General features: G+C 63.9%; 20 protein-coding genes and 1 pseudogene. 3 read left to right on the forward strand and 18 right to left on the reverse strand.

Translation table 11 applies throughout. The features are described from left to right. Positions 1–185: 185 nt before the first annotated feature. The 13 genes and pseudogenes from ACR42D_RS11965 to ACR42D_RS12025 form a co-directional block, all read right to left on the reverse strand. Positions 186–1,253 (reverse strand): annotated as a pseudogene (locus tag ACR42D_RS11965) (argininosuccinate synthase); the annotation flags it as partial. Positions 1,254–1,279: 26 nt separating this feature from the next. After that, positions 1,280–2,179 carry an ornithine carbamoyltransferase gene (gene argF, locus ACR42D_RS11970; protein WP_484567030.1) on the reverse strand — a complete coding sequence of 300 codons (900 nt, stop codon included), beginning with the start codon at positions 2,177–2,179 and terminating at the stop codon, positions 1,280–1,282. Positions 2,180–2,308: 129 nt separating this feature from the next. Next, complete coding sequence (locus ACR42D_RS11975; RefSeq protein ID WP_484567031.1) at positions 2,309–3,874, reverse strand: AlbA family DNA-binding domain-containing protein; 1,566 nt, start codon at positions 3,872–3,874, stop codon at positions 2,309–2,311. Positions 3,875–3,876: 2 nt separating this feature from the next. Beyond that, entirely contained in the window at positions 3,877–4,356 is a 480-nt protein-coding gene (gene ybeY / locus ACR42D_RS11980; RefSeq protein WP_484567032.1) for an rRNA maturation RNase YbeY, read from the reverse strand. After that, positions 4,353–5,372, reverse strand: a complete 1,020-nt coding sequence (locus ACR42D_RS11985; RefSeq protein ID WP_484567033.1) for a PhoH family protein — start codon at positions 5,370–5,372, stop codon at positions 4,353–4,355. Before ACR42D_RS11985 ends, ybeY begins: the two co-directional genes overlap by 4 nt. Beyond that, positions 5,339–6,103, reverse strand: a complete 765-nt coding sequence (locus ACR42D_RS11990; protein ID WP_484567034.1) for an ABC transporter permease — start codon at positions 6,101–6,103, stop codon at positions 5,339–5,341. Before ACR42D_RS11990 ends, ACR42D_RS11985 begins: the two co-directional genes overlap by 34 nt. Further along, positions 6,097–6,831: an ABC transporter ATP-binding protein gene (locus tag ACR42D_RS11995; protein WP_484567035.1), complete on the reverse strand. Its 735-nt coding sequence runs from the start codon at positions 6,829–6,831 to the stop codon at positions 6,097–6,099. The genes ACR42D_RS11990 and ACR42D_RS11995 overlap by 7 nt, the downstream gene beginning before the upstream one ends. 3 nt (positions 6,832–6,834) lie before the next feature. Further along, positions 6,835–7,761 carry an ABC transporter substrate-binding protein gene (locus ACR42D_RS12000; RefSeq protein ID WP_484567036.1) on the reverse strand — a complete coding sequence of 309 codons (927 nt, stop codon included), beginning with the start codon at positions 7,759–7,761 and terminating at the stop codon, positions 6,835–6,837. 102 nt (positions 7,762–7,863) lie between these two features. Beyond that, a complete protein-coding gene (locus tag ACR42D_RS12005; protein ID WP_484567037.1) occupies positions 7,864–8,484 on the reverse strand; it encodes a hypothetical protein in 621 nt (206 codons plus the stop codon). Between the two features lie 164 nt (positions 8,485–8,648). After that, positions 8,649–9,731: an SO_0444 family Cu/Zn efflux transporter gene (locus ACR42D_RS12010; RefSeq protein ID WP_484568463.1), complete on the reverse strand. Its 1,083-nt coding sequence runs from the start codon at positions 9,729–9,731 to the stop codon at positions 8,649–8,651. An 83-nt stretch (positions 9,732–9,814) separates the two neighbouring features. Then, the gene (locus tag ACR42D_RS12015; RefSeq protein ID WP_484567038.1) at positions 9,815–10,171 is read right to left on the reverse strand and encodes an ArsR/SmtB family transcription factor; all 357 of its coding nucleotides are present in this window, start codon (positions 10,169–10,171) and stop codon (positions 9,815–9,817) included. A 116-nt stretch (positions 10,172–10,287) separates the two neighbouring features. After that, positions 10,288–10,887, reverse strand: coding sequence for a hypothetical protein (locus tag ACR42D_RS12020; protein ID WP_484567039.1), 600 nt, complete (start codon positions 10,885–10,887; stop codon positions 10,288–10,290). 12 nt (positions 10,888–10,899) lie between these two features. After that, complete coding sequence (locus tag ACR42D_RS12025; protein WP_484567040.1) at positions 10,900–13,251, reverse strand: NAD-glutamate dehydrogenase domain-containing protein; 2,352 nt, start codon at positions 13,249–13,251, stop codon at positions 10,900–10,902. A 216-nt stretch (positions 13,252–13,467) separates the two neighbouring features. On the opposite strand from ACR42D_RS12025, the gene ACR42D_RS12030 reads away from it, so the two are divergent. After that, entirely contained in the window at positions 13,468–14,412 is a 945-nt protein-coding gene (locus ACR42D_RS12030; protein ID WP_484567041.1) for a chemotaxis protein, read from the forward strand. Then, positions 14,409–14,807: an Hpt domain-containing protein gene (locus ACR42D_RS12035; RefSeq protein ID WP_484567042.1), complete on the forward strand. Its 399-nt coding sequence runs from the start codon at positions 14,409–14,411 to the stop codon at positions 14,805–14,807. Before ACR42D_RS12030 ends, ACR42D_RS12035 begins: the two co-directional genes overlap by 4 nt. Before the next feature lie 70 nt (positions 14,808–14,877). Here the strand turns inward: ACR42D_RS12035 and ACR42D_RS12040 are convergent, their stop codons facing one another. The 3 genes from ACR42D_RS12040 to ACR42D_RS12050 form a co-directional block, all read right to left on the reverse strand. Further along, positions 14,878–15,387, reverse strand: coding sequence for a hypothetical protein (locus ACR42D_RS12040; RefSeq protein WP_484567043.1), 510 nt, complete (start codon positions 15,385–15,387; stop codon positions 14,878–14,880). Between the two features lie 11 nt (positions 15,388–15,398). Then, positions 15,399–17,243, reverse strand: a complete 1,845-nt coding sequence (locus ACR42D_RS12045) for a UbiD family decarboxylase (protein WP_484567044.1) — start codon at positions 17,241–17,243, stop codon at positions 15,399–15,401. Between the two features lie 107 nt (positions 17,244–17,350). Beyond that, positions 17,351–17,629: a hypothetical protein gene (locus ACR42D_RS12050; protein ID WP_484567045.1), complete on the reverse strand. Its 279-nt coding sequence runs from the start codon at positions 17,627–17,629 to the stop codon at positions 17,351–17,353. Positions 17,630–17,850: 221 nt separating this feature from the next. On the opposite strand from ACR42D_RS12050, the gene ACR42D_RS12055 reads away from it, so the two are divergent. Continuing rightward, the gene (locus ACR42D_RS12055) at positions 17,851–18,255 is read left to right on the forward strand and encodes a bacteriohemerythrin (protein ID WP_484567046.1); all 405 of its coding nucleotides are present in this window, start codon (positions 17,851–17,853) and stop codon (positions 18,253–18,255) included. Positions 18,256–18,326: 71 nt separating this feature from the next. Here the strand turns inward: ACR42D_RS12055 and ACR42D_RS12060 are convergent, their stop codons facing one another. Then, positions 18,327–18,743, reverse strand: a complete 417-nt coding sequence (locus ACR42D_RS12060; RefSeq protein WP_484567047.1) for a hypothetical protein — start codon at positions 18,741–18,743, stop codon at positions 18,327–18,329. Beyond that, a complete protein-coding gene (locus ACR42D_RS12065) occupies positions 18,740–19,474 on the reverse strand; it encodes a hypothetical protein (protein WP_484567048.1) in 735 nt (244 codons plus the stop codon). Before ACR42D_RS12065 ends, ACR42D_RS12060 begins: the two co-directional genes overlap by 4 nt. Positions 19,475–19,484: the final 10 nt, after the last annotated feature.

Below are 19,484 nucleotides of genomic sequence, written 5' to 3' on the forward strand. Positions count from 1 at the left end.
CCGACGCCGGGGCGTCTCCGTCCCCGCCATAGGAGCGGGCCGTCTCCGTGGGCTCGGAGCCCACTTTGAACGGCAGGAAGAACTCCTGCGTCGAGGACGGCGAGGCGAGCTTGCCCGTGTTGCCGTCCACCTTGACCATAACAATTCCCGGCGGCTGGGTGAAGTCCTCATATACGGGTAATCGTTCTCCATAGCGGCACGCAGTTGCCCTTGTACAGCTTGACCCGCACGGTGCCGGTGACCTTTTCCTGGGACTTGTCGATCATGGCCTGCAGGGCCTCGCGCTCGGGCGAGAACCAGTACCCGTAGTACACCATCTCGGCGTATTTGGGAATGAGGGAATCGCGCAGGTGCATCATCTCGCGGTCCATGCACAGCCCTTCCAGGTCGCGGTGTGGCGGCGGCCAGGATGGTCCCGCCGGGGGTCTCGTACACGCCGCGCGACTTCATGCCCACGAAGCGGTTCTCGACCATATCCACCCGGCCGATGCCGTGCCTGCCGCCCAGCTCGTTGAGCTTGGCCAGCAGGGCCGCCGGAGAGTACTTCACGGAATTGATGGCGATGGGATCGCCTGCCTCGAAGTCGATGGTGATTTCCTCGGGCTCGTCCGGGCACTTCTCGGGCGGGATGATGTTGCGGGGTAGCAGTCCGGGCCCGGGGAGTTCCACGGGTCCTCAAGCTCGCCGCCCTCGAACGAGGTGTGCAGCAGGTTGGCGTCGATGGACCACGGCTTCTTGCGGCTGACCGGAATGGGAATCTCGTTTTCCTTGGCGAAATTGATCAGGTCGGTGCGGGACTTGAGCTCCCACTCGCGCCACGGGGCGATGGTCGTCAGCCGGGGGTTGAGGGCCATGGTGGCCAGCTCGAAGCGGACCTGGTCGTTGCCCTTGCCGGTGGCGCCGTGGGCCACGGCCTGGGCCCCTTCCATCTCGGCGATCTCGACCATGCGCTTGGAGATCAGCGGCCGGGCGATGGCCGTGCCCAGCAGGTAGCGGCCCTCGTACAAGGCGTTGGCCCGGAACATGGGGAAGACGTAGTCGCGCACGAACTCCTCGCGCAGGTCCTCGACGTAGGCCTTGACCGCGCCGGTCTTGAGCGCCTTTTCCTCGATGCCGTCCATCTCCTCGCCCTGGCCGAGATCCGCGGTCATGCAGATCACTTCGCAGTCGTAGTTGTTCTTCAGCCACTTGAGAATGATGGAGGTGTCCAGACCGCCGGAGTAGGCGAGCACGACCTTATCAATTTTCTGCATTGTATATTCCTTGTACTTGATCGAAATTATTTAAAGATCCACTCAAGGATCGCCTTTTGCGCGTGGAGCCGGTTCTCGGCCTGGTCCCAGACGATGGAGGCCGGGGACTCGAAGACGCCTTCGGAGACCTCCTCGCCGCGATGGGCGGGCAGGCAGTGCATGAAGCCCGCGTTCGACGCGGCCAAGCTCATGAGGGACTCGTCCACCATGTAGCCGGCAAAGGCGGCCTCGCGCTTCTTCTGCTCCTCTTCCTGGCCCATGGACGCCCACACGTCGGTGTTGACGTAATCCGCCCCGGCCACGGCGACCTTGGGGTCGTCGGTCAGGGTGATCTTGGCGCCGAGGCTGACGGCCTTGTCCAGGATGGCCTGGTCGGGCTTGTACCCCTCGGGGCAGGCCAGACGCAGCTCGTAGCCGAAGGCGGCCGAGCCGTTGATGAAGGAGTGGGCCATGTTGTTGCCGTCGCCGACCCAGGCCACCTTGACCTTTTCCAGGTCCGGGGTGCGTTCAAACATCGTCAGGACGTCGGCCATGACCTGGCACGGATGGTATTCGTCGGTCAGGGCGTTGACCACCGGGATGTCGCCGTAATCGACCAGGGTTTCCAACTTCTCCTGGCCGAAGGTTCGCACGATGAGCCCGTCAGCGTATCGGGAGAGGACACGGGCGGTGTCCTTGAGCGGTTCGCTGCGCCCCAGCTGGGAGTCGCGGGCGGCGATGAACACCGGGTCCCCGCCCAGCTGACGCACGCCCACCTCGAAGGACACGCGGGTCCGGGTGGACGCTTTTTCGAAAATCAGCAGCAGGGTCTTGCCGTCCAGGAGATCGGTGCGGACCTTGCCGTCCTTCATCTCCTTGGCGCGCAGGATAACCTGCTTCACTTCATCCCTGGGGATGTCCAGAATGGTCAAAAAGTGTTTGGGCATCGTACGGTTACTCCCTCATCGATTACCATGATATCAGGAAAGAGATGGAGTTTGGCCCATATTAATTTGAATGTAAAGGAATTTGGCCGCCCGGAAACCGGGAAGCCAAGGCGGGCCGAGGTTGCGCGGCTACTGGTGCTTGCGCAGCCAGTCGTGGAACTGCTTGAGCGTCAGGCACCGGCTGGCCGGTCCGCTGCGCACGTAGAACTCCTCGCCCTTGGCCGCGTCCAGAATGGCCGGGACCGGGGCCGGGACGCAGTGCACGCGCAGGACCCCCTTCCCGTCCACCGCGATGACCCGGCTGTCGATGTAGCGCGAGAACTCGGTGCCGATGTGCCGGTCCACCAGGTTGTTGAAATGCAGCAACGCCTTGTCGTCGCTGTCGAAATTGTCCTCGGCGAAGCCGGTCACGATGCCGTCGTCGGCCACGCCGACAAGCAGGGTCCCGCCCTCGGAGTTGAGGAAGGCGGACACGGTCTTGAGGCAGGCGTGCTCGATCTCCTTGCCGTTCTTGCCGGACTTGAGATTGAAGCGCAGGGTCTGCTTGAACTCCAGCCTGCCGCCCTCCCCGGCCCGGATCAGTTCCATGACGTCGCCCTCGGTGAGCGCGGCCTCGCGGCGCAGCCCCAGGGACTCGATGCGGCCCCGGTTGCGGTGCAGGACAAAGAGCACGACGAAGGCCATGAGAATGAGGACCACGGTCCCAGCCTGCAGGAAGGAGTCGCTGGTCAGGGCGGACAGGACGTTCTTGCGCGGCACGGCCACGCCCAGAGACAGGGTGTCGCCGAAGATGGACAGGGGCATGGCCCAGGTCCACCAGGTCTCGCCGCCCGAGGTGAAGGAGAACGGCTTGTCCGGGGTCCCGGCCTCCAGGGCTGCCAGCCCGGACACGGCCTTGCGGACCACCGGATCGGGCAGCTTGTCCGGGGGCAGGGCCTGCCCGGCCAGGTCCGGGCCCACGTCCTCGCCCAGCCCACCGACGGGCATGGCCCGGCCGTCGCCCCAATAGAGAAAAATACGCTCGGCCCCGCCGTGCTCGGCCTCGCTCAGCTGGGACAGGATGGCCTCGGCCGGAAAGGCGAAGGAAAGCATGAGGTGCTGGCCCGAACCGGAGTCCACCAGGGAGGAAGCCGTGATCCAGGCCACCTTGACGTGGTGGAAACGGCCCGCGCTGCGCCAGTTGACCTGGCCCGGGTCCAGGTGGTTGAACTCGTTGGACAGGGTACGGTCCACCTCGCCCAGGTCCAGGGCCCAACCGGTGAACGGCTGGTCGCTGGGCTTGGCGTCCTTGAGCAACTCCCAGTTCAGGACTGTGTGCATCTCGTCGGGCACCGCCTCGACCATGCCGCCGAAGCGCCGGGTGAGCATGTAGCGCAGCCCCTGCCCGTCGCTGAGCAGGATCGCCTCGAGATTCTGGTGCTCCTTGAGCACCGCGCTGAACTCCTTGCGCAGGGCGTCGGCCTTGAGGCTCTTGAGCATGCCCTGGCCCATCTCCTGATTGGAGTTGCGCACCGCGTTGAGGAGCACGGTCACCGCGCCGGACAGCCCGCGCGCCGAACTCTCCACGGCCACCACGGCCGCGTCGCGGCGGATCTCGCGCACACCCGTGTAGGCCAGCGCGCCCACGGCCGCCACCGCGAAGATGACGCCGTAAAACAGTAATTTGTACAGCTGCTTGCCCTTGATGCCGCGCATGTCTACCCCGCCGCCTCCGCGTACTCGTCCAGGACCCGATCCACGGCCGCGTCGGTCATGTCGAACATGACCTCGCCGTGGCCGAATCCGGCCAGGTGCAGCAAGCCGTGGGCCAGCAGCCGGGCCAGGTGCTCCAGGGGCAGCTGGCCGTACAGGTCGGTCTCCCGCGCCAGGGCGTCCACGGACAGGGCCAGCTCGCCGAGAAAGGCCCGGTCTCCGGGATCGCCGATCTCGCCGACCGCTTCGCCTGCGTCGTGGGCCGGGAAACTGAGGATGTTGGTCGGGCCGGTGCAGCCCAGAAATTCGCTGTTGAGCCGGGCGATCTCGCGGTCGTCCACCAGCTTGAGCTCGAAGGTGCGGCCGTCGAGCCCAAGAGCGTCAAGCAGGATCGCGGCCAGCTCCCGCAGCTCGGACCGCGACAGCGGAAACCCCGGGTCGATCCGGGTCTCCCTGATGATCTCCACCGGGCCGCTCATGCTCATTTGCCGTTGCCCTCGTGGGCGTCGTAGGCCCGGACGATGCGTCCGACCAACGGATGGCGGATGACGTCCTTCTCGTCGAAGGTGATGAACTTCACACCTTTGACCCCGTCGAGAATCTGCCGGGCCTGGAGCAGTCCGGACTTGGCGTGGACCGGCAGGTCGATCTGGGTGACGTCGCCGGTGACCACGGCCTTGGAGCCGAAGCCGAGCCGGGTCAGGAACATCTTCATCTGCTCGGGCGTGGTGTTCTGGGCCTCGTCCAGGATGATGAAGGCGTCGTTCAGGGTGCGCCCGCGCATGAAGGCCAGCGGGGCCACCTCGATGACCCCGGATTCCTGGTAGTCCTGAACCTTGGCGAAATCGAGCATGTCGTGCAGGGCGTCGTAGAGCGGCCGCAGGTACGGGTTGATCTTTTCGGCCAGATCGCCGGGCAAAAAGCCGAGCTTCTCGCCCGCCTCCACGGCCGGACGGGTCAGGACGATGCGCTTGACCTCGCGGCGGGTCAGCGCGCCCACGGCCATGGCCACGGCCAGGTAGGTCTTGCCCGTGCCCGCCGGACCGATGCCGAAGGTCATGTCGGATTCGCGGATGGCGTCGAGATATTCCCGCTGGTTCAGGGACTTGGGCGACACGGTGCGCTTGCCCGAGGTGGCGTAGACGTCGCCCTTGAAGACCTCGCACACGTCGGCCGAGGGCTGGCGCTCAAGGATGCGGCAGGCGAAGTCCACGTCCTGCGGATACACGGCCTTACCGCGCCGGATCATGGCGTAGAGCTGGGTCAGGACCTGGGCGGCCAGATCGCCCTTCTCCTCCTCCCCTTCCGAAGAGTGGATACTCAGGGTGTTGCCCCTGCTCTCGATGCGCACGCCGATGCGTTCGCCCAGGAGTTTCAGATGCTGGCCGTGGGGGCCGAAAAGCTGGCTGGCCATATGGCCGTCGTCGAATTCAAGCTTGGTGACGGGCAGAACGGTTTCCTCCGAAATTAATCCTTGGCGCGCAAGAACATCCACTTGCATGCCTTGCGTTCCAGAACGTTGGCGACCTCGTACAGGGCCGCGCCCATGATGGACATGCCGAGGATGCCGGAGAACATGGTCAGGTAGTCCATGGCTCCCCAGGCGTCCATGATCATATATCCCAGCCCCCTGGTGGTGGCAAAGGATTCAACGAAAAAAAGAACGGCCACGGACACGCCAGTGCCCAGGCGCAGGGCCGTGAACCCGTGGGGCAGGGCCGCCGGGAGCAGGACCTCGCGCAATACGTCCATGTTCGAGCCGCCCAGGGAGCGGACCGAATCGAAATACTTGGGATGGATGGAGCGCACCCCGTCGCGGGTGGTGACCAGGATCTGGTAGCCGAGGATGAGCGCGATCATGGCAATCTTGGAAGTGTCCCCCAGCCCGAGCAGGAGCAGGAACACGGGCAAAAGCACGATCTTGGGCACCGGATAGGTCAGAAAGACGAACGGGGCCAGGATGTCGTCCACCCGCTTGACGCTGCCCATGACCAGCCCCAGCGGAAAGGCCGTGATCCAGGCCAGCCCCATGGCGGTCACCGAGCGGTACAGGCTGACCCCGAAGTGCTCCCAGAAGATTTGCGTGGTCATGGCCTGGGCCAGGGCCGCCAGGGCGTCTTCCGGATCGGGCAGGATGACCCCGCCCAGGGCCACGGCGGTCAGCTTCCAGAGCACGCCCACGGCCAGGATGACCAGGCCGTAGCGCAGGATGGCGTTCACCGGCTTTACCACTGGGCCTCCACGGTGTGGCGCAACTCCTTCAAGAGCGCGAAGCACGCCTCGGTGTCGCGGATGCGCGCGTCGCCGAAGCCGGGGTTGTCGAACACGGCCACAGGCCGGGCCGGGCGCGCGGACATGACCATGATCGTTTGCCCGAGCATGACCGCCTCCTCCAGGGAGTGCGTGACCAGCACGTACGGCACCTGGCGCACCTGCCAGGCCGTGAGCAGGGCCAGTTGCAGCCGCTCGCGGGTCAGGGCGTCCAGGGAGGAAAAGGGTTCGTCCAGCAGGGTCAGCCGTGGCCGGGTGACAAAGGCGCGGGCGATGGCCACACGCTGCTGCTCCCCGCCCGAGAGGTTGGCCGGATAGTCGTTGTCGCGCCCGGTGATGCCGACCTCGGCCAGCTGGGCGCGCGCCCGCTCGAGCCGTTCGCGGCGGCCCACGCCCTGGATCTTGAGGCCGAGCGCCACATTGTCGATGATCGAGCGCCAGGGCAGCAGCCCGTAGTCCTGGAGGATGATGGAGATGTCCGAGGTCGGGCCGGTGATGGGCTTGCCGTCGAGCAGGGCCCGCCCGGTGTCGGGCGCGGCCAGGCCGCTCAGCAGGTAGAGCAGCGTCGTCTTGCCGCAGCCGGACGGGCCGACCACGGCCAGGGTCTCCCCCTGCTTCAGGGTGAAGGTGACGTCCCGGATGACGGTCCTGCCGTCATAGGACTTGCCCAGGTTCTCGGCGGTCAGCATGGGCTAGTCACGCGCGGGCGGCAGAGCCGAGGCGTCGGGCACCCGTTCTTTGAGCAGCCCCTTGACGATCATCCAGTCCTGGACCTCGTCCAGCTCCGCCTTGGCGGGCAGCGCGGGCGCGGGGAAGGGATAGACCGGGAACTTTGCGATGAGCGGCTTGGGGATGCGGCATGTCTCGGCCATGAGCGGACGGTACTTCTCCGGGTCCTCGGCCAGCCGCCTGACCGCCTCGCCGTAGGCGGCCAGGAACTTGCCGTAGGCCGCGCCGTTGTTCTCGAAATAGCGCTTGTGCAGGCAGAGCACGGTCAGCGGCAGATTCAGGTCCTCGGCCGTGGCCAGGACGTTGCCTCCCTTGAGCCGGGCCAGGGAGAGCAGCGGCTCGGGCAGCAGCGCCGAATCCACCTGATCGGTCAGGAGCATCTGCAGCCGGATGGGCATTTTCTTGACCTCCAGCCGCTCGAAATAGTTGGGTTTCACCCCGAGATGACCTTCCAGCTTGTCGGCCAGGAACTCCATGACCGTGGACTTGGACAGGGCCAGGGAACGGCCCTGCATCCCGGCCAGATCCCGGTCGCGATTACCGGGCGAGAGCGCGATGCCGAACATGGGGTAACACGGCGTGGTCCGCCAGGAGGTCAAGGCGATGTGCATGGGCACGCCCCGGTCCAGAAGCAGGTAGGTGGCCACCAGATCGCCGAAATAGCCGTCGATCTGGCCGGTCTGCATGGCCGTGTCGCGCTCCAGCGCGGACATGAACCGGACCAGGCTCACGTCCAGGCCCTGCTCGGCGAACAGCCCTTCCCAGTCGGCCACCTGCAGCGGCAGGGTGTCGATGACCGGCAGGATGCCGAAACGGATCTTGATGTTCTCGGCGCGGGCCGTGGTGGCCAGGGCCAGGATCACGGCCAGGGCGAGCAGGATTTTCTTCATTCCGATTCCCCTTGAATTTGCTGGCGATCACTTAGCACGGCGAAACCGGAAAGAAAAGACGGCAGGCACCCCCTGCCGTCCTGTTCCAGAAGAATGGACAAATCAGGATAAATGGATGTCGTCAGCGAAACGCTTTCGCAAATAATCTTCCAATAAATTCGGATCATTGACAACATCGTTTGGAAGCGTGGCCAGATCGAAGCCGTAGATGACCTGGAACCGCAGCTTGCTGGAAACATTTCTGGCCACGGAATAAAAGACATACCCGGCCTTGGGCGTCTCATACCCGTGCTCGGCCAGGACGTTGCGAAGCGACTCCGCCCTCTTCTGGTCCTTGTCGAAACGCACGAGGGCAAAGCCTTCGTGATAGTACTTCCCGTTCACCAGCACCTGCTTCCCGTCAAGCAGTTCCCAGTGCCCCCGGGAGACGATCAGCCGTTCCCGAAGCAGCCAGCAGAGGGCCTCGGGGACCTTGCCGGAGGCGGCCACGTAGAGTTCACCTTGCGTGCGGATACTCGCGTTGGGGGGCAGTAGAAAACAGACCGGACCGGTGGGCACGGCCTTGCCTTTGGCCGTATCGCTCTCCATCCGGCTCATGTCGTCAGGCAGCGTGACCATCGGGAATCCGTCGTTGCGGCCGCCGTCTTCGGCAACCGTCGCACCATTGCAGCCAAACAGGGCCAGCAGCACGGCCAATCCCGCCCATATCGCTATTCTGCGCATGCATCCTCCCGGAACAACAGGTTTTGTTGAAAGCCATTAGGCCTTAACATACACAATGCGCGATGGGAAGTACTTACCCGCTGACGATATTGGCAAAAAAAGAACGGGGCGAGACCGCCCCGCCACACACGGATAGAGGGGACCGACCGGTCCCGGCGTTAGCCTCAGCCGCCGTGGGAGCGCGAACCGCCGGTGATCAATCCGCCCAGGAAGCTCTTGGCCACCAGCATGAGCGTCAGCACGGCGGCGGCCACGCCCACCCAGTGGGGCAACAGCTCGCCGACTTCCGAGATGGTCGCGCGGACGTCCAGGCCGAGCGCCGTGTAGAGGAGGTCCGTGGCCCAGGCCAGGCCCAGGGAGCAGACCACGATGGAGGCCACGTAGAGTCCGGCGGCCCGCTTGCCCAGGGTCTTGAGCATGACCGTGATGGTCGCCCCGTTGGTGGCCGGTCCGGCCAGGAGGAAGACCAGGGCCGCGCCGGGCGAAAGCCCCTTGAGCAAAAGCGAGGCCGCGATGGGCGTGGAGGCCGTGGCGCAGACGTACAGCGGCAGGGCCACCACCAGCATGGCCACGTAGGAGAACAGGCCGGTGCCCACCCAGCGGTCCAGGACGTCCGCCGGAATGGCCGCCGAGATGATCCCGGCGATGAGCACGCCGACCAGCAGCCAGCGGCCGATGTCCTCGATCATCTCGCCGAAGGCGTAACGCATGCCCGCCGAGAAGCGGCCCTTGAAAGTGGGCCGCGGGGACACCGCGCAGGAGCCGCCGCAACCGCAGCCAGTGCAGCCCGCCGTACTCTCGGCCAGTCCGGCCAGGGGCAGCGGCTCGGCCTTGTCGTCCGGGAAGGCGTTGATGAGTACCCCGGCGAAGACCGCCGTGATGGACGCGGCCACGGGCCGGATGACGGTCATGATCGGATCGATGAGGGCGTAGGTCACGGCCATGGAGTCCACCCCGGTCTCGGGGGTGGAGATCATGAAGGCCGTGGTCGCGCCCTTGCTGGCCCCCTGCCTGCGCAGCCCCAGGGCGGCGGGCAGCACGCCGCAGGAGCACAAAGGCAAGGGCACACCGATGACGGCGGCCTTGAGCACCGCGCCCAACGACCTGCCGCCCAGATGCCGGGCCATGAACGAATCGGGCACGAATCCCTTGAGCAGACCGGCCACGAAAAAACCGAAGAGCACGTACGGTGCGGCCTCCACCAGCACGTTCCAGGACTCGATCAGGACATTGACGATGAGATCAATCATGCAACAACAACCTACAAAGACGTTTTATTCATATATGAATACTTGTTCATAATACTGGGCAAAAAAAAGGAGGAAGCGGGCTACGCCTCTTCCTTGATGTGGTCCAGTCCCTGGGAGACCAGGTTGCGCACATGGTCGTCGTCCAGAGAGTAAAAGACGTTCTTGCCCTCCTTGCGGTAGCGCACCAGCTTGGCGGCGCGCAGCAGCCTCAGCTGGTGGGAGATGGCCGACTGGGACATGTCCAGGACCTCGGCCAGGGCGCAGACGCAGAGTTCGCCTATGGACAGGGCGAACAGAATGCGCACGCGGGTATAGTCCCCAAGCGCCTTGAACAGTTCGGCCAGGAACAGGAATTCCCGTTCGGAGAGCATGGACTCCCGAGCGGCAGCCACGTTTTGCGCGTGCTGCTCGGTATCACTACAAGCGATGTTCGACATTTCTTCCCTCACATGAATAATCACTCATTTGTTATGATGGTACGGTCATACCCCCTGTTTGTCAAGCCCGGCATCCTGTACACGGGATGCCGGGCGTCGTTTCGGCGGGAACCCGGCTAGCCCAGCCCGAGTCGGTCCAGGGTCAGCAGCTTGCGCCCCGAGAAATCCAGAATGCGGTCGATGAGTTCGGCGTGGACCAGCCCCGCGCCGCGCACCTCGGCCATGAGCCCGGCCACGACCTTCTCCTGCTCGAGGTAGCCGAAGACCACCTCGCGCACGTCGCGCAGGGAGACCAGCCGGTCGGCCCAGCCCAACCCCTCCTGGTAGAGCATCCTGGCCGAGATGTACGAGGCCAGCAGGGCCAGTTGGTGGGGTCGAGGCAGGTCGTTCACGATCCGGTCGCGGTAGTGCTCTACCAGCACGGCCGGGCAGTAGGCCAGCAGGACCTCGACCAGCGCCGGGACGTCGGCCACCCGTTCCACGGACTCCGTGAGCACACCGTCCACCTTGTCGGCCAGCGCGTTGATGGACTCGGACAGGGCGTAGGACAGCTCGGTGATGGTCCGCCGCCCCCCCGGCCAGCTTGTACTCGCGCATGAGCAGGCGCGCCTCGGACCGGGCCCGCAGCCGGAGGATGTCCAGGAGCTGGACGATATACTCGTCCTTGATGCCCAGGAACTCCTCCTCGCTGAGGATGAGACCGGCCAGGATTTCATAGGACGAGCAGATCACGCCGGTCTTGTTGGCCGACGGGCCGGGCACCACCGGGACCCCGGCCTTTTCGAGCTGGGCGCGGGCGCGTCGGTGGAGATGAAGATGTTCGCCCCCTCGACGATTCCCCGGGCCGAGGGCGTGCCGTCCTTTTGCAGGAACTCCTTCCAATTGGACATGTTCACCGTGTCCGGCCTGCCGCCGGAGGGGATGAAGATGTCCGCCACCACGGTGTTGTGCAGGGAGTTGCGGATGCGCGTGCCCTTCGGGTCTGCCGTGGAGACCGCGAACGCGCCCTCCCCCCTGAGCCTGGACGCGTCGAAGTCCGAAGTCCGCAGGTTGTTGTCCATGAGCCGGAGCAGTTCGCCGTGGTCCATGCCCTCGGGGTCGAAGACCGCGCCGTGGCCGTCGGACATGGCCAGTATCTTCGCGTTGTCGCCGTACTCCCGCATGAGGATGCGCATGACGTTGGAGGCCACGTCCCCGGCCGGTCCGCCGGTGATCTTGACCGTGAAGGGCTCATTGCGGGGGTCGATGCCCAGCGTCTGCAGCAGTTCCTCGGCAAAGACGATGACCCCCTCGGAGGTCACGCCGTATTGCTTGTGAGCGATACCCGCGCCGGGCTTGGAGCTCATGAAGGCGCTGGGCCACTTGTAGCCGCGCCGGGCGGCCCGGTCCGCCATCCACTGGATGTGCGCCGAGGTGATGTTCTCGTCCGGGCCCAGGAAGATGATCTCCTCGCGGTTGAGATAGTCCACAATACCGGGCTGGACAAATCCCTCGCTCCCCTGCGGCATGACCAGCAGGTCCAGGAAGGAGTCGACCATGGACTTGACGGCCAGGTCGATGTCCCCTTCCGGGCCGAGCAGCAGAATGACCGCCTTGGAACCGCCTTCCGGGATGTCCTTGTTCTTGAACTGCTGGGCGCGGGCCAGCTTGGTGACCTCGTCGAGCAGCCGGTTGGACTCCATCTCGAACTGTTCCTGGCTCCAGGTCCGGACCACGCGCACGCCGCCGCGCGCCATGTCGCGGTAGCGCACCTGGAAGGCCCAGCTGTACGGCCCGTGGAAGCAATACAGACCGAACGGCCTCTCACTGCGCGGCAGCGGGGCCAGGATGAGCGGATCAAGCCGAAAACTCAGCCCCAGCTTGTGTTCCAGGTAGTAGTTGGTCCGCAGGGTGTAACGGAAGAACTTGTAGATATAGGTCAGGATGTCGCGGTGGATGAGGTTGTCCACGTCCCGGATGGCCGCGCGGACGCGGTCGCGCCGTTCGCGCATGTCCCGGACGCGGTCGCCCGTAAAAGCCGGGTTGAAGCGCACGTCGAAGTAGTCCATGAGCAGCCCGGCCACGTCCCGGTGCTTGAGGATGGCGTAGACGATGCGCGAGGAGGTGTAGGCATGCAGGTCCTTGCGGATCAGGAACTGGTGGGCGAACTCGCCCGCGGCCTGCATGAGCATGACCTGGCCCAGCTCCCAGCCGTCCTCGTAGGCCAAGGCGTCCAGGCCGTGAGGCGCGAACCACTTGCACATCTCGAGCTGGCGCTTGAGCCGCGCCCACTGCGGACCGTTTTCATCCAAATCCACGCGCTTCCGGTCGAGATAGAAGCTCATGATCGAGATGGACGGCTGGCCGGGACGCTCGAACTCGTCGGCATAGGCCCGGTCAACGGGGACGCCCTGCCGGGCGATGACGTTGACCACCGTGTGCAGCAGCCCCTTCCTGGGCGGCTGGGCCATGGCGACGCCGATGCGGTCGAAACCGGGATGGACGTCCTTTTCGAGCTGCACCTGGACCCGCTCCACGTTCTCCACGCAGCCGCAGGTCTTGAAATGGCGGACGGCCCGGCCCGGCTCGAACTTCTCCATGTAGTCCTCGCTGACCCAGCCCAGGAAACGCTCGAACCCGTTCAGATCGGCGGGGGCGAGGCCCATATCCCCGGCGCGGGCCCTCTCCAGGACCTCCCGCACGCCGACGCTGTCCGCCTTGCACAGGTGCTGCGGGCCGATGACCAGGGTGTCCAGCCGGATGGAGTCGTCCCGGCTGGAATAGATGCGCGCGTGCTGGATGTCCTTGTCGCGGTACTGCTTCAGCACCCAGCCCAGGGTGTCCATGTCCCCGCTCGGGGAGATGTGCGTCACCCTGGAGCCGCACGGACTGTGCAGGGCGATGGACTGCTTCTCCTCGCGGACCATGCCGGAGACAAGCGCCATCAGATGCTTGATCTGCTCGTCTTCGCCGTGGGTCTGGAAATAATATTCCGGCATGTTGCCGTAAAACCAGGGAACCAGAGTCGTCGCCGATTCTTCCAGGGTTTTGAGGAGCTTTTTCCGAATCTTGGCCGGATCAACCGGCAAATTCCCGTCCATCATGCATCTCCCTTGCGTTTGGGTAACTTTTCCACGTGTCTCCCTTGTGCATGCGCGAAGCCATCGCGTCAACCCCATGAAAGCGCAACGGCCTTGATCCCGACGCGTTATAAATGTCTTACTTATCAATCTAATGGCGTGGACATAAAAACCGTGTCAGCGTATGTAACCGGGTATGGGCACCCAGGAAAGAAAATCCGATAAGGGAGTAGGGATATGAGCAAGAGCGCCATCGATACCGGAATCCTCCTGGAAACGGGAACCAACGAACTCGAAATACTCGAGTTCTACATCAACGAGATCCGCGAAGAAGGAAAGGAACCCGTTCCCAACTTTTTCGGCATCAACGTGGCCAAGGTCATGCAGGTCATCGAGACACCCAACCTCGAACCGCCCGAATCGGCGCCCCACCCCTCGTTCATGGGGACCATCCCCCTGCGCGACCTCATTCTTCCGGTGCTGGACCTGTCCGTCTGGCTCGAGCTGGACATGCCCAAGACCGAGCGGGACATCGTCATCGTCACCGAGTTCAGCAAATCCGTGACCGGCTTCCTGGTCTCGGGCGTGACCGAGATCCACCGCGTGGGCTGGGGCGAGGTCATTCCGCCGTCGAGCATCATTTCCACCAACACCGACGCCATCGTCGGCCTGATCGACAAGGGCGAGTACTTCGTCCAGCTCCTGGACCTGGAGACCATCCTCTCCCAGTTCGAGCCGGACGACGGCGTGGAGATGGCCATATCCGAAAACGAGTACAAGGTCCTGGTGGCCGACGACTCGGCCACCATCCGGGCCATGATCAAGGCCAACCTGACCGAGGCCAACCTCAAGCCGATCATGACCAACAACGGCGACGAGGCCCTGCGCACCGTCATGGACCTCAAGGCCAAGGCCGAGGCCGAGGGCAAGGACATCACCGAATTCGTCGACCTGGTCATTTCCGACATTGAGATGCCCCTCATGGACGGGTTCAGCCTGACCAAGAACATCAAGCAGGATCCCGTCTTGCGGAAGCTCCCCGTCATCCTGTACTCTTCCATCATCACGAACGAACTGCGGCACAAGGGCGAATCCGTTGGCGCGGACATGCAGATATCCAAACCCGACCTGCACACCATCCCGCAAGTGGCGCTTGAACTCATCGAAGGTGGTGCCGATTGATACAGCGAGGCGACCCTGTCCTCGAAATCTTTATCGAAGAGACGACAGACCGGCTCGATGCCATCGAGTCGGGTCTGCTGCATTTGGAAAACTGCGGCGACTGCGACCCCGAGGTCATCAACTCCATCTTCCGCGACGCCCACTCGGTCAAGGCCGGTTCGAACCTGCTCAAGCTGGCCACCATCGAGGACCTGGCCCACAAGCTCGAAAACGTCTTCGAGATGATCCGCAAGAAGGAGATCGCCCCTTCGGAGCTGATCATCACCGCCTGCCTCGAATCCTTGGACAAGCTCCGTGAACTGACCGAGAACATCGAGCGCAGCGACTCCATCTCCACCCGGCTGCACAAGCACATGCTCGATGTGGCCGTCCAGAAGACCCTGCAGGAACAATAAAAGTCGACAACGAAAAAAGCGGCCGCGCCCCAATGGGCGCGGCCGCTTCTTTTTTTCACGTTGTGCCGGGCTAGTTTTCCAGGGTGGCCAAAAGTTCCTGGGCCTCGCTCATGCGTGAAAACGAGGTGTTCTTGAAGACCTCGCTCTCCACGGCCTTGACGAACTCATTGTAAGTCAAGACCCGGAAGTCGATCATGGCGCCCTTGATCTTGAAGTACATTTCCAGGAAGGCGAAGAGCGGCTCGTCGGTCAGGGTCTTGGACAATTCCCGGCCGTCGTTCAGGATGGTGTACGGCTTGTTCATGCCGCCCAGGTAGAACATGTCCAGGCCGGACCTGCCGTCCGTGACCACCCCGAGCAGATTGAAGGTCTGCAGCCGGGCCGTGAACTCCTCGGTCATGTTCGGCATTTCGAGGAGGTCCTTCTTGGGGAACATGCCCACAAAGACCATCTGCCCGCCCTCCTCGGCCATGGTGTGCCGAAAGACGAGTTCGTTCCGGTTCTTCCGGGCGGCCTTGACGGTTTCGTAGAGGTCCAGGGAAAAGGCGAGCTTCAGTTCCTGTGCGACTTTTTCGTCCATGCGGTTCTCCATTAGATGATTCCGTGCAGCGGGCCGCCCTTGGCGCCCAGTTCGTCCACCAGCTTCTCCACCTCGGGGTCGTCCTCGAGCGGCGGCGCGTGGTAGGTCTTCAGCCTCGCGTCCACGACCAGCGCCTTGTCCGCGCCCCAGTGCTTGGCGTGGGTGAACGCGCCCGCACCGTAAATGTCCGTGGCCGGATCGGACCGGGTGAAGGTCACCCACAAAAAGTTGTTCCAATCCTTGGCCGTGAACCCCGCGTCGTCGGCCACCACGATCAGGGGGAACCCTTCGATGCCCGGAACCTTGGCCAGGCTCTCGCCCAGCCGCTCCAGGGCCGGGTCCTGCTGGTCCCGCTTGCGGCGGTGCTTGGGCCCCTTGATGATGAGGATGCCCGGCGCGAAGACGATGGGATCGCGGAATCCGCGCGGCAGGTCGAGCCCGGCCGGGACCTCGGCGACCAGTTCGCGCTTGCGGCTCCCGGCCACGGCCAGGACGAGCTTGGACCCCTGGTTCAGGCTGATGCCCGAGTAGTCCAGGGTGTCGATGGTGGTCCGGGTGATGAAATGCAGGTCGCGGGTCAGGTCCGCCCGCTCCAGCAGGTGGCGGAAGAACGCGGGCACGTCGTGGCAGCCCACACCGTGGGCCAGATCCTCGCGGGCCGCGATGAGCACGTACTTGGACAGCGAGGTCTGGGTGTTGCCCAGCAACGCCATGGCGTTGGTCAGAAGCTCCTGGGGCTGGCGCTCGGCCGCGTAGGGCACGTAGCGCTCGCTGCCCACGGCCAGAAGCAACGGGTGCACCCCGGCCGCGTCCACGGCGTGGACTTCGTGCACGCCCGCGAAAACCGACGGCACCAGCTCGGCGGTCAGCTCGTGGACGAACTCGCCGAACAGGGTGTCCTCCTGGGGCGGGCGGCCCACCGTGGTGAACGGCCAGACGGCGTCGTCGCGGTGGTATACCTTGTCCACCCTGAGCACCGGAAAATCGTGGGCCAAGCTGTAATAGCCCAGGTGGTCGCCGAACGGCCCCTCGGGCTTCTCCCCGCCCCGGGTCACGGTGCCGCAGATACAGAAGTCCGCCTCAGCCGGAATGGGCAGCCCGTTCGGCCGCATGACCATGGGGATGCGATGCCCGCCCAACGCCCCGGCGAAGAATATCTCGGCCAGCCCCTCGGGCAGGGGCATCATGGCGGCCAGAGTCATGGACGGCGCGCCGCCCACCGCGATGTTGACCTTGAGCGGCTCGCCCCGGCGCAGGGCCTCGGCGTGGTGGTGGCCGATGCCCCGGTGGATCTGATAGTGCAGCCCCACTTCCCGGTCGCGGACATAGTCGTTGCCCGACAGCTGGACGCGGTACATGCCGAGGTTGGACCCGGCGAAACCCGGCGCGGCCGGGTCCTCGGTGTAGACCTGGGGCAGGGTCACGTAGGGGCCGCCGTCCATGGGCCAGGACTGGAGTTCCGGCAGGCTGGAGACAACGGTCTCGTTGGCCATGACCGGTCCGTTGGAGACCTTTTTGGGCAGGGTGTGCCAGGCCGTCCTGGGCGCGCCCAGGTATTGCCACGGACGGCGCAGGCATTCCATGGGGTCGAGCTTGAGCTTCATCAGCCGCTCGACCGTCTCCAGCGTGTCGCGGAAGATGAAGAGCATGCGCTCCCGCGTGCCGTAGAGGTTGGCGGCCATGGGGAAGCGGCAGCCCCGGACGTTGCCAAAAAGCAGCGCCGGCCCCTTAGCCCGGAAGACCCGGCGCTGGATGGCGCCCATCTCGAGCTTCGCGTCCACGCACTTGTCGATGCGGACGAGGTCTCCCCTGGCCTCGAGGGCCTCGAGGCATTCACGCGTATTCCTGTATCCCATTGCGGTTCCCGTTTGTTGACTTGTGGCGAGCCAATCTAGACGGAAAAGGCGGAAAAGTTAAGTGGAGAATCGATCTGCGCGGGAACCTTGGTGCGGGAGCCGCAGGGCTAGTTGGACGCCGTGGGAGGTTGCCAGACGCAGGCGTACCGCTCGGGCGACAAGGGGCGGTAGGCCGGTTGCAGCTCCTCGTCCAGGGGCTTCATCCAGCGCGAGGCGAGATTGCGGCAGGTGTTGCAGAACTCCTCGGGATAGCCGCACACCAGGCAATAGGGTTGATAGTCGTCGCAGCTCGCGGCGTTCCAGGGGCGTTGGTGCCCAAGAATGCACTTCTTGTGGTGGAACACGCATTCCTGGCAGTTGTTTGACATCGTTAACATTTTACGCATTGTACAGTCCTCCGAACCGGGTATGATCTCAGTATTGCCTGTAAGCACGGCGATGGCTTTTTTTGTATTATAATCTGTGCGCCGCCGCCCGATATTCCACGCGCCGCCGCCAACCGGCCGGAATAGCGACACTCTGCCGCGACGAGATTCCCGGTCTTGTCATTTACCCCGTATCTGCTAGTCTTCCCCCGAGATAAAAAAAACGCGTCCGGAGGATTGCGATGCCCCTCATTCAGTGGGACGAGGCCATGTCCGTGGGCATGGACGAATTGGACGACCAGCACAGGGAACTCATCGACCTGATCAACGAGGCCTACGAGGCCATCCAGCGCCATGACGAGCCGAGCATGGTCTCTCTCGTCGACAAGATGCGGGACTATTCGGTGGTCCATTTCCAGGCCGAGGAGGCGGTCCTGCGCAGCCGGGGCTACCCCGGACTCGCCCCCCACGAGAGCCAGCACCATACCTTCACGGACAAGGTGGACGAGTTTCGGCGCGACATGCTCGTCAAGGCCAACCTCTCCCAGGTCTTCATCTTCCTCAGCCGCTGGCTGACCAACCACATCATGCACGAGGACCGCAAGTTCATCCCCTGGCTCCCGGAGATGGACGACGAGGGCGCGTAGCCCGAAAGAAAAAGGCCCCCGCGATTGCGCGGGGGCCTTTTTTTGTCGTGTGGAGGGCTTGCGCCCGCTCGCTATTCGTCCGTGTGGGCCGTCAGGAACATGCTCTTTTCCAGGGCAGCGAAAAACTGCTGGTAGATCGCGGGGTCGTTGATCGGCTCGATGTTGTACTGGGCGTTGGCCCTGACCGTCATCTGCTCGTTGCCTCTGGGCATGGCGATCACGGTCATTCTGACACGGTATCCGTTCAGCTTGGTGCCGCTGACGGAACCGACCTCGAAGGACGCCTTGTCGATGACGAAGCCCAGATCCTGCAAGGTGGCGATGATCGTCTGCATAGTCTTTTTCTTGTCGTCGGTGTCGAAATAGCGGGTCTGCATGGCCCGCAGTTTGACCTGGGACTCGCCGTCGCTGTCCAGAATGTTCCTTTGGGCCGTCTGGCAGCCGACGAGAAACAGGAGGACAAAAAGGGATACTATTGATTTCTTCATATTGCGTTGCTCTCAAGGAATAAGGATTTGGACAGTTTTTCGAAGAACTCCTTGTAGATTTGCTCGTCCTCGATCTGTCGTTGCACGTTGATCTGTCCCAACCGGTTGTAGACGACCTGCTGGAAGGTGACCCGAACAGCGGTGCTGCCGGGGGTGTCCTTCACGGACAACAGTGTGTCCAGGTCGTTCGCCAGGGTGTCTGCGGTATTTTCCGCGATGGTCTTGGCGATGTTCTCGCAGGCGTCCTTGGGGAAGTTGTCGCGCAACCCCTCGTAGATCGCGTCGTGAACCCGCACCTTCACCGCCTCGATCCGCTCCGGCGAAAGGTCGGTGGCGGCCGATTCCCCTTCCTTGTCGAGGGGCCTGACCACCAGCGAGACCCGGACCTTCTGGGTCGAATCGGCCGAGTTCACCGCATTGGGATTGTTGCCCAGGGCCCCGAGCAGGGCCAACAGGAACACCTGTCCGCCGTCGGTGGCGTCGCGTTCCTTGGAGGCCACGACCACGCCCAGTTCAGGGTCGGTCTCATCCAGGTTGAAACCCAGATCCTGCAACACGGCGTTGGCGGCTATCAGCACGGCATTGTCGTTGCCCGTGTCGTAGCGGCGGGTCTGTAGCTGCCGGTTGGCCAGGGATTCCGGCGAAAGCGTGAGGGCGTCCTTCGGAGTGGAGGCCACGCAACCCGTCATCAGACTGAGCATCAACAGCAGTAATATGATCTTCTTATACATGTCTGCCTGA

It is taken from the genome of Pseudodesulfovibrio sp. lm2024 (assembly GCF_051175575.1).
GTDB lineage: Bacteria > Desulfobacterota > Desulfovibrionia > Desulfovibrionales > Desulfovibrionaceae > Pseudodesulfovibrio > Pseudodesulfovibrio caledoniensis.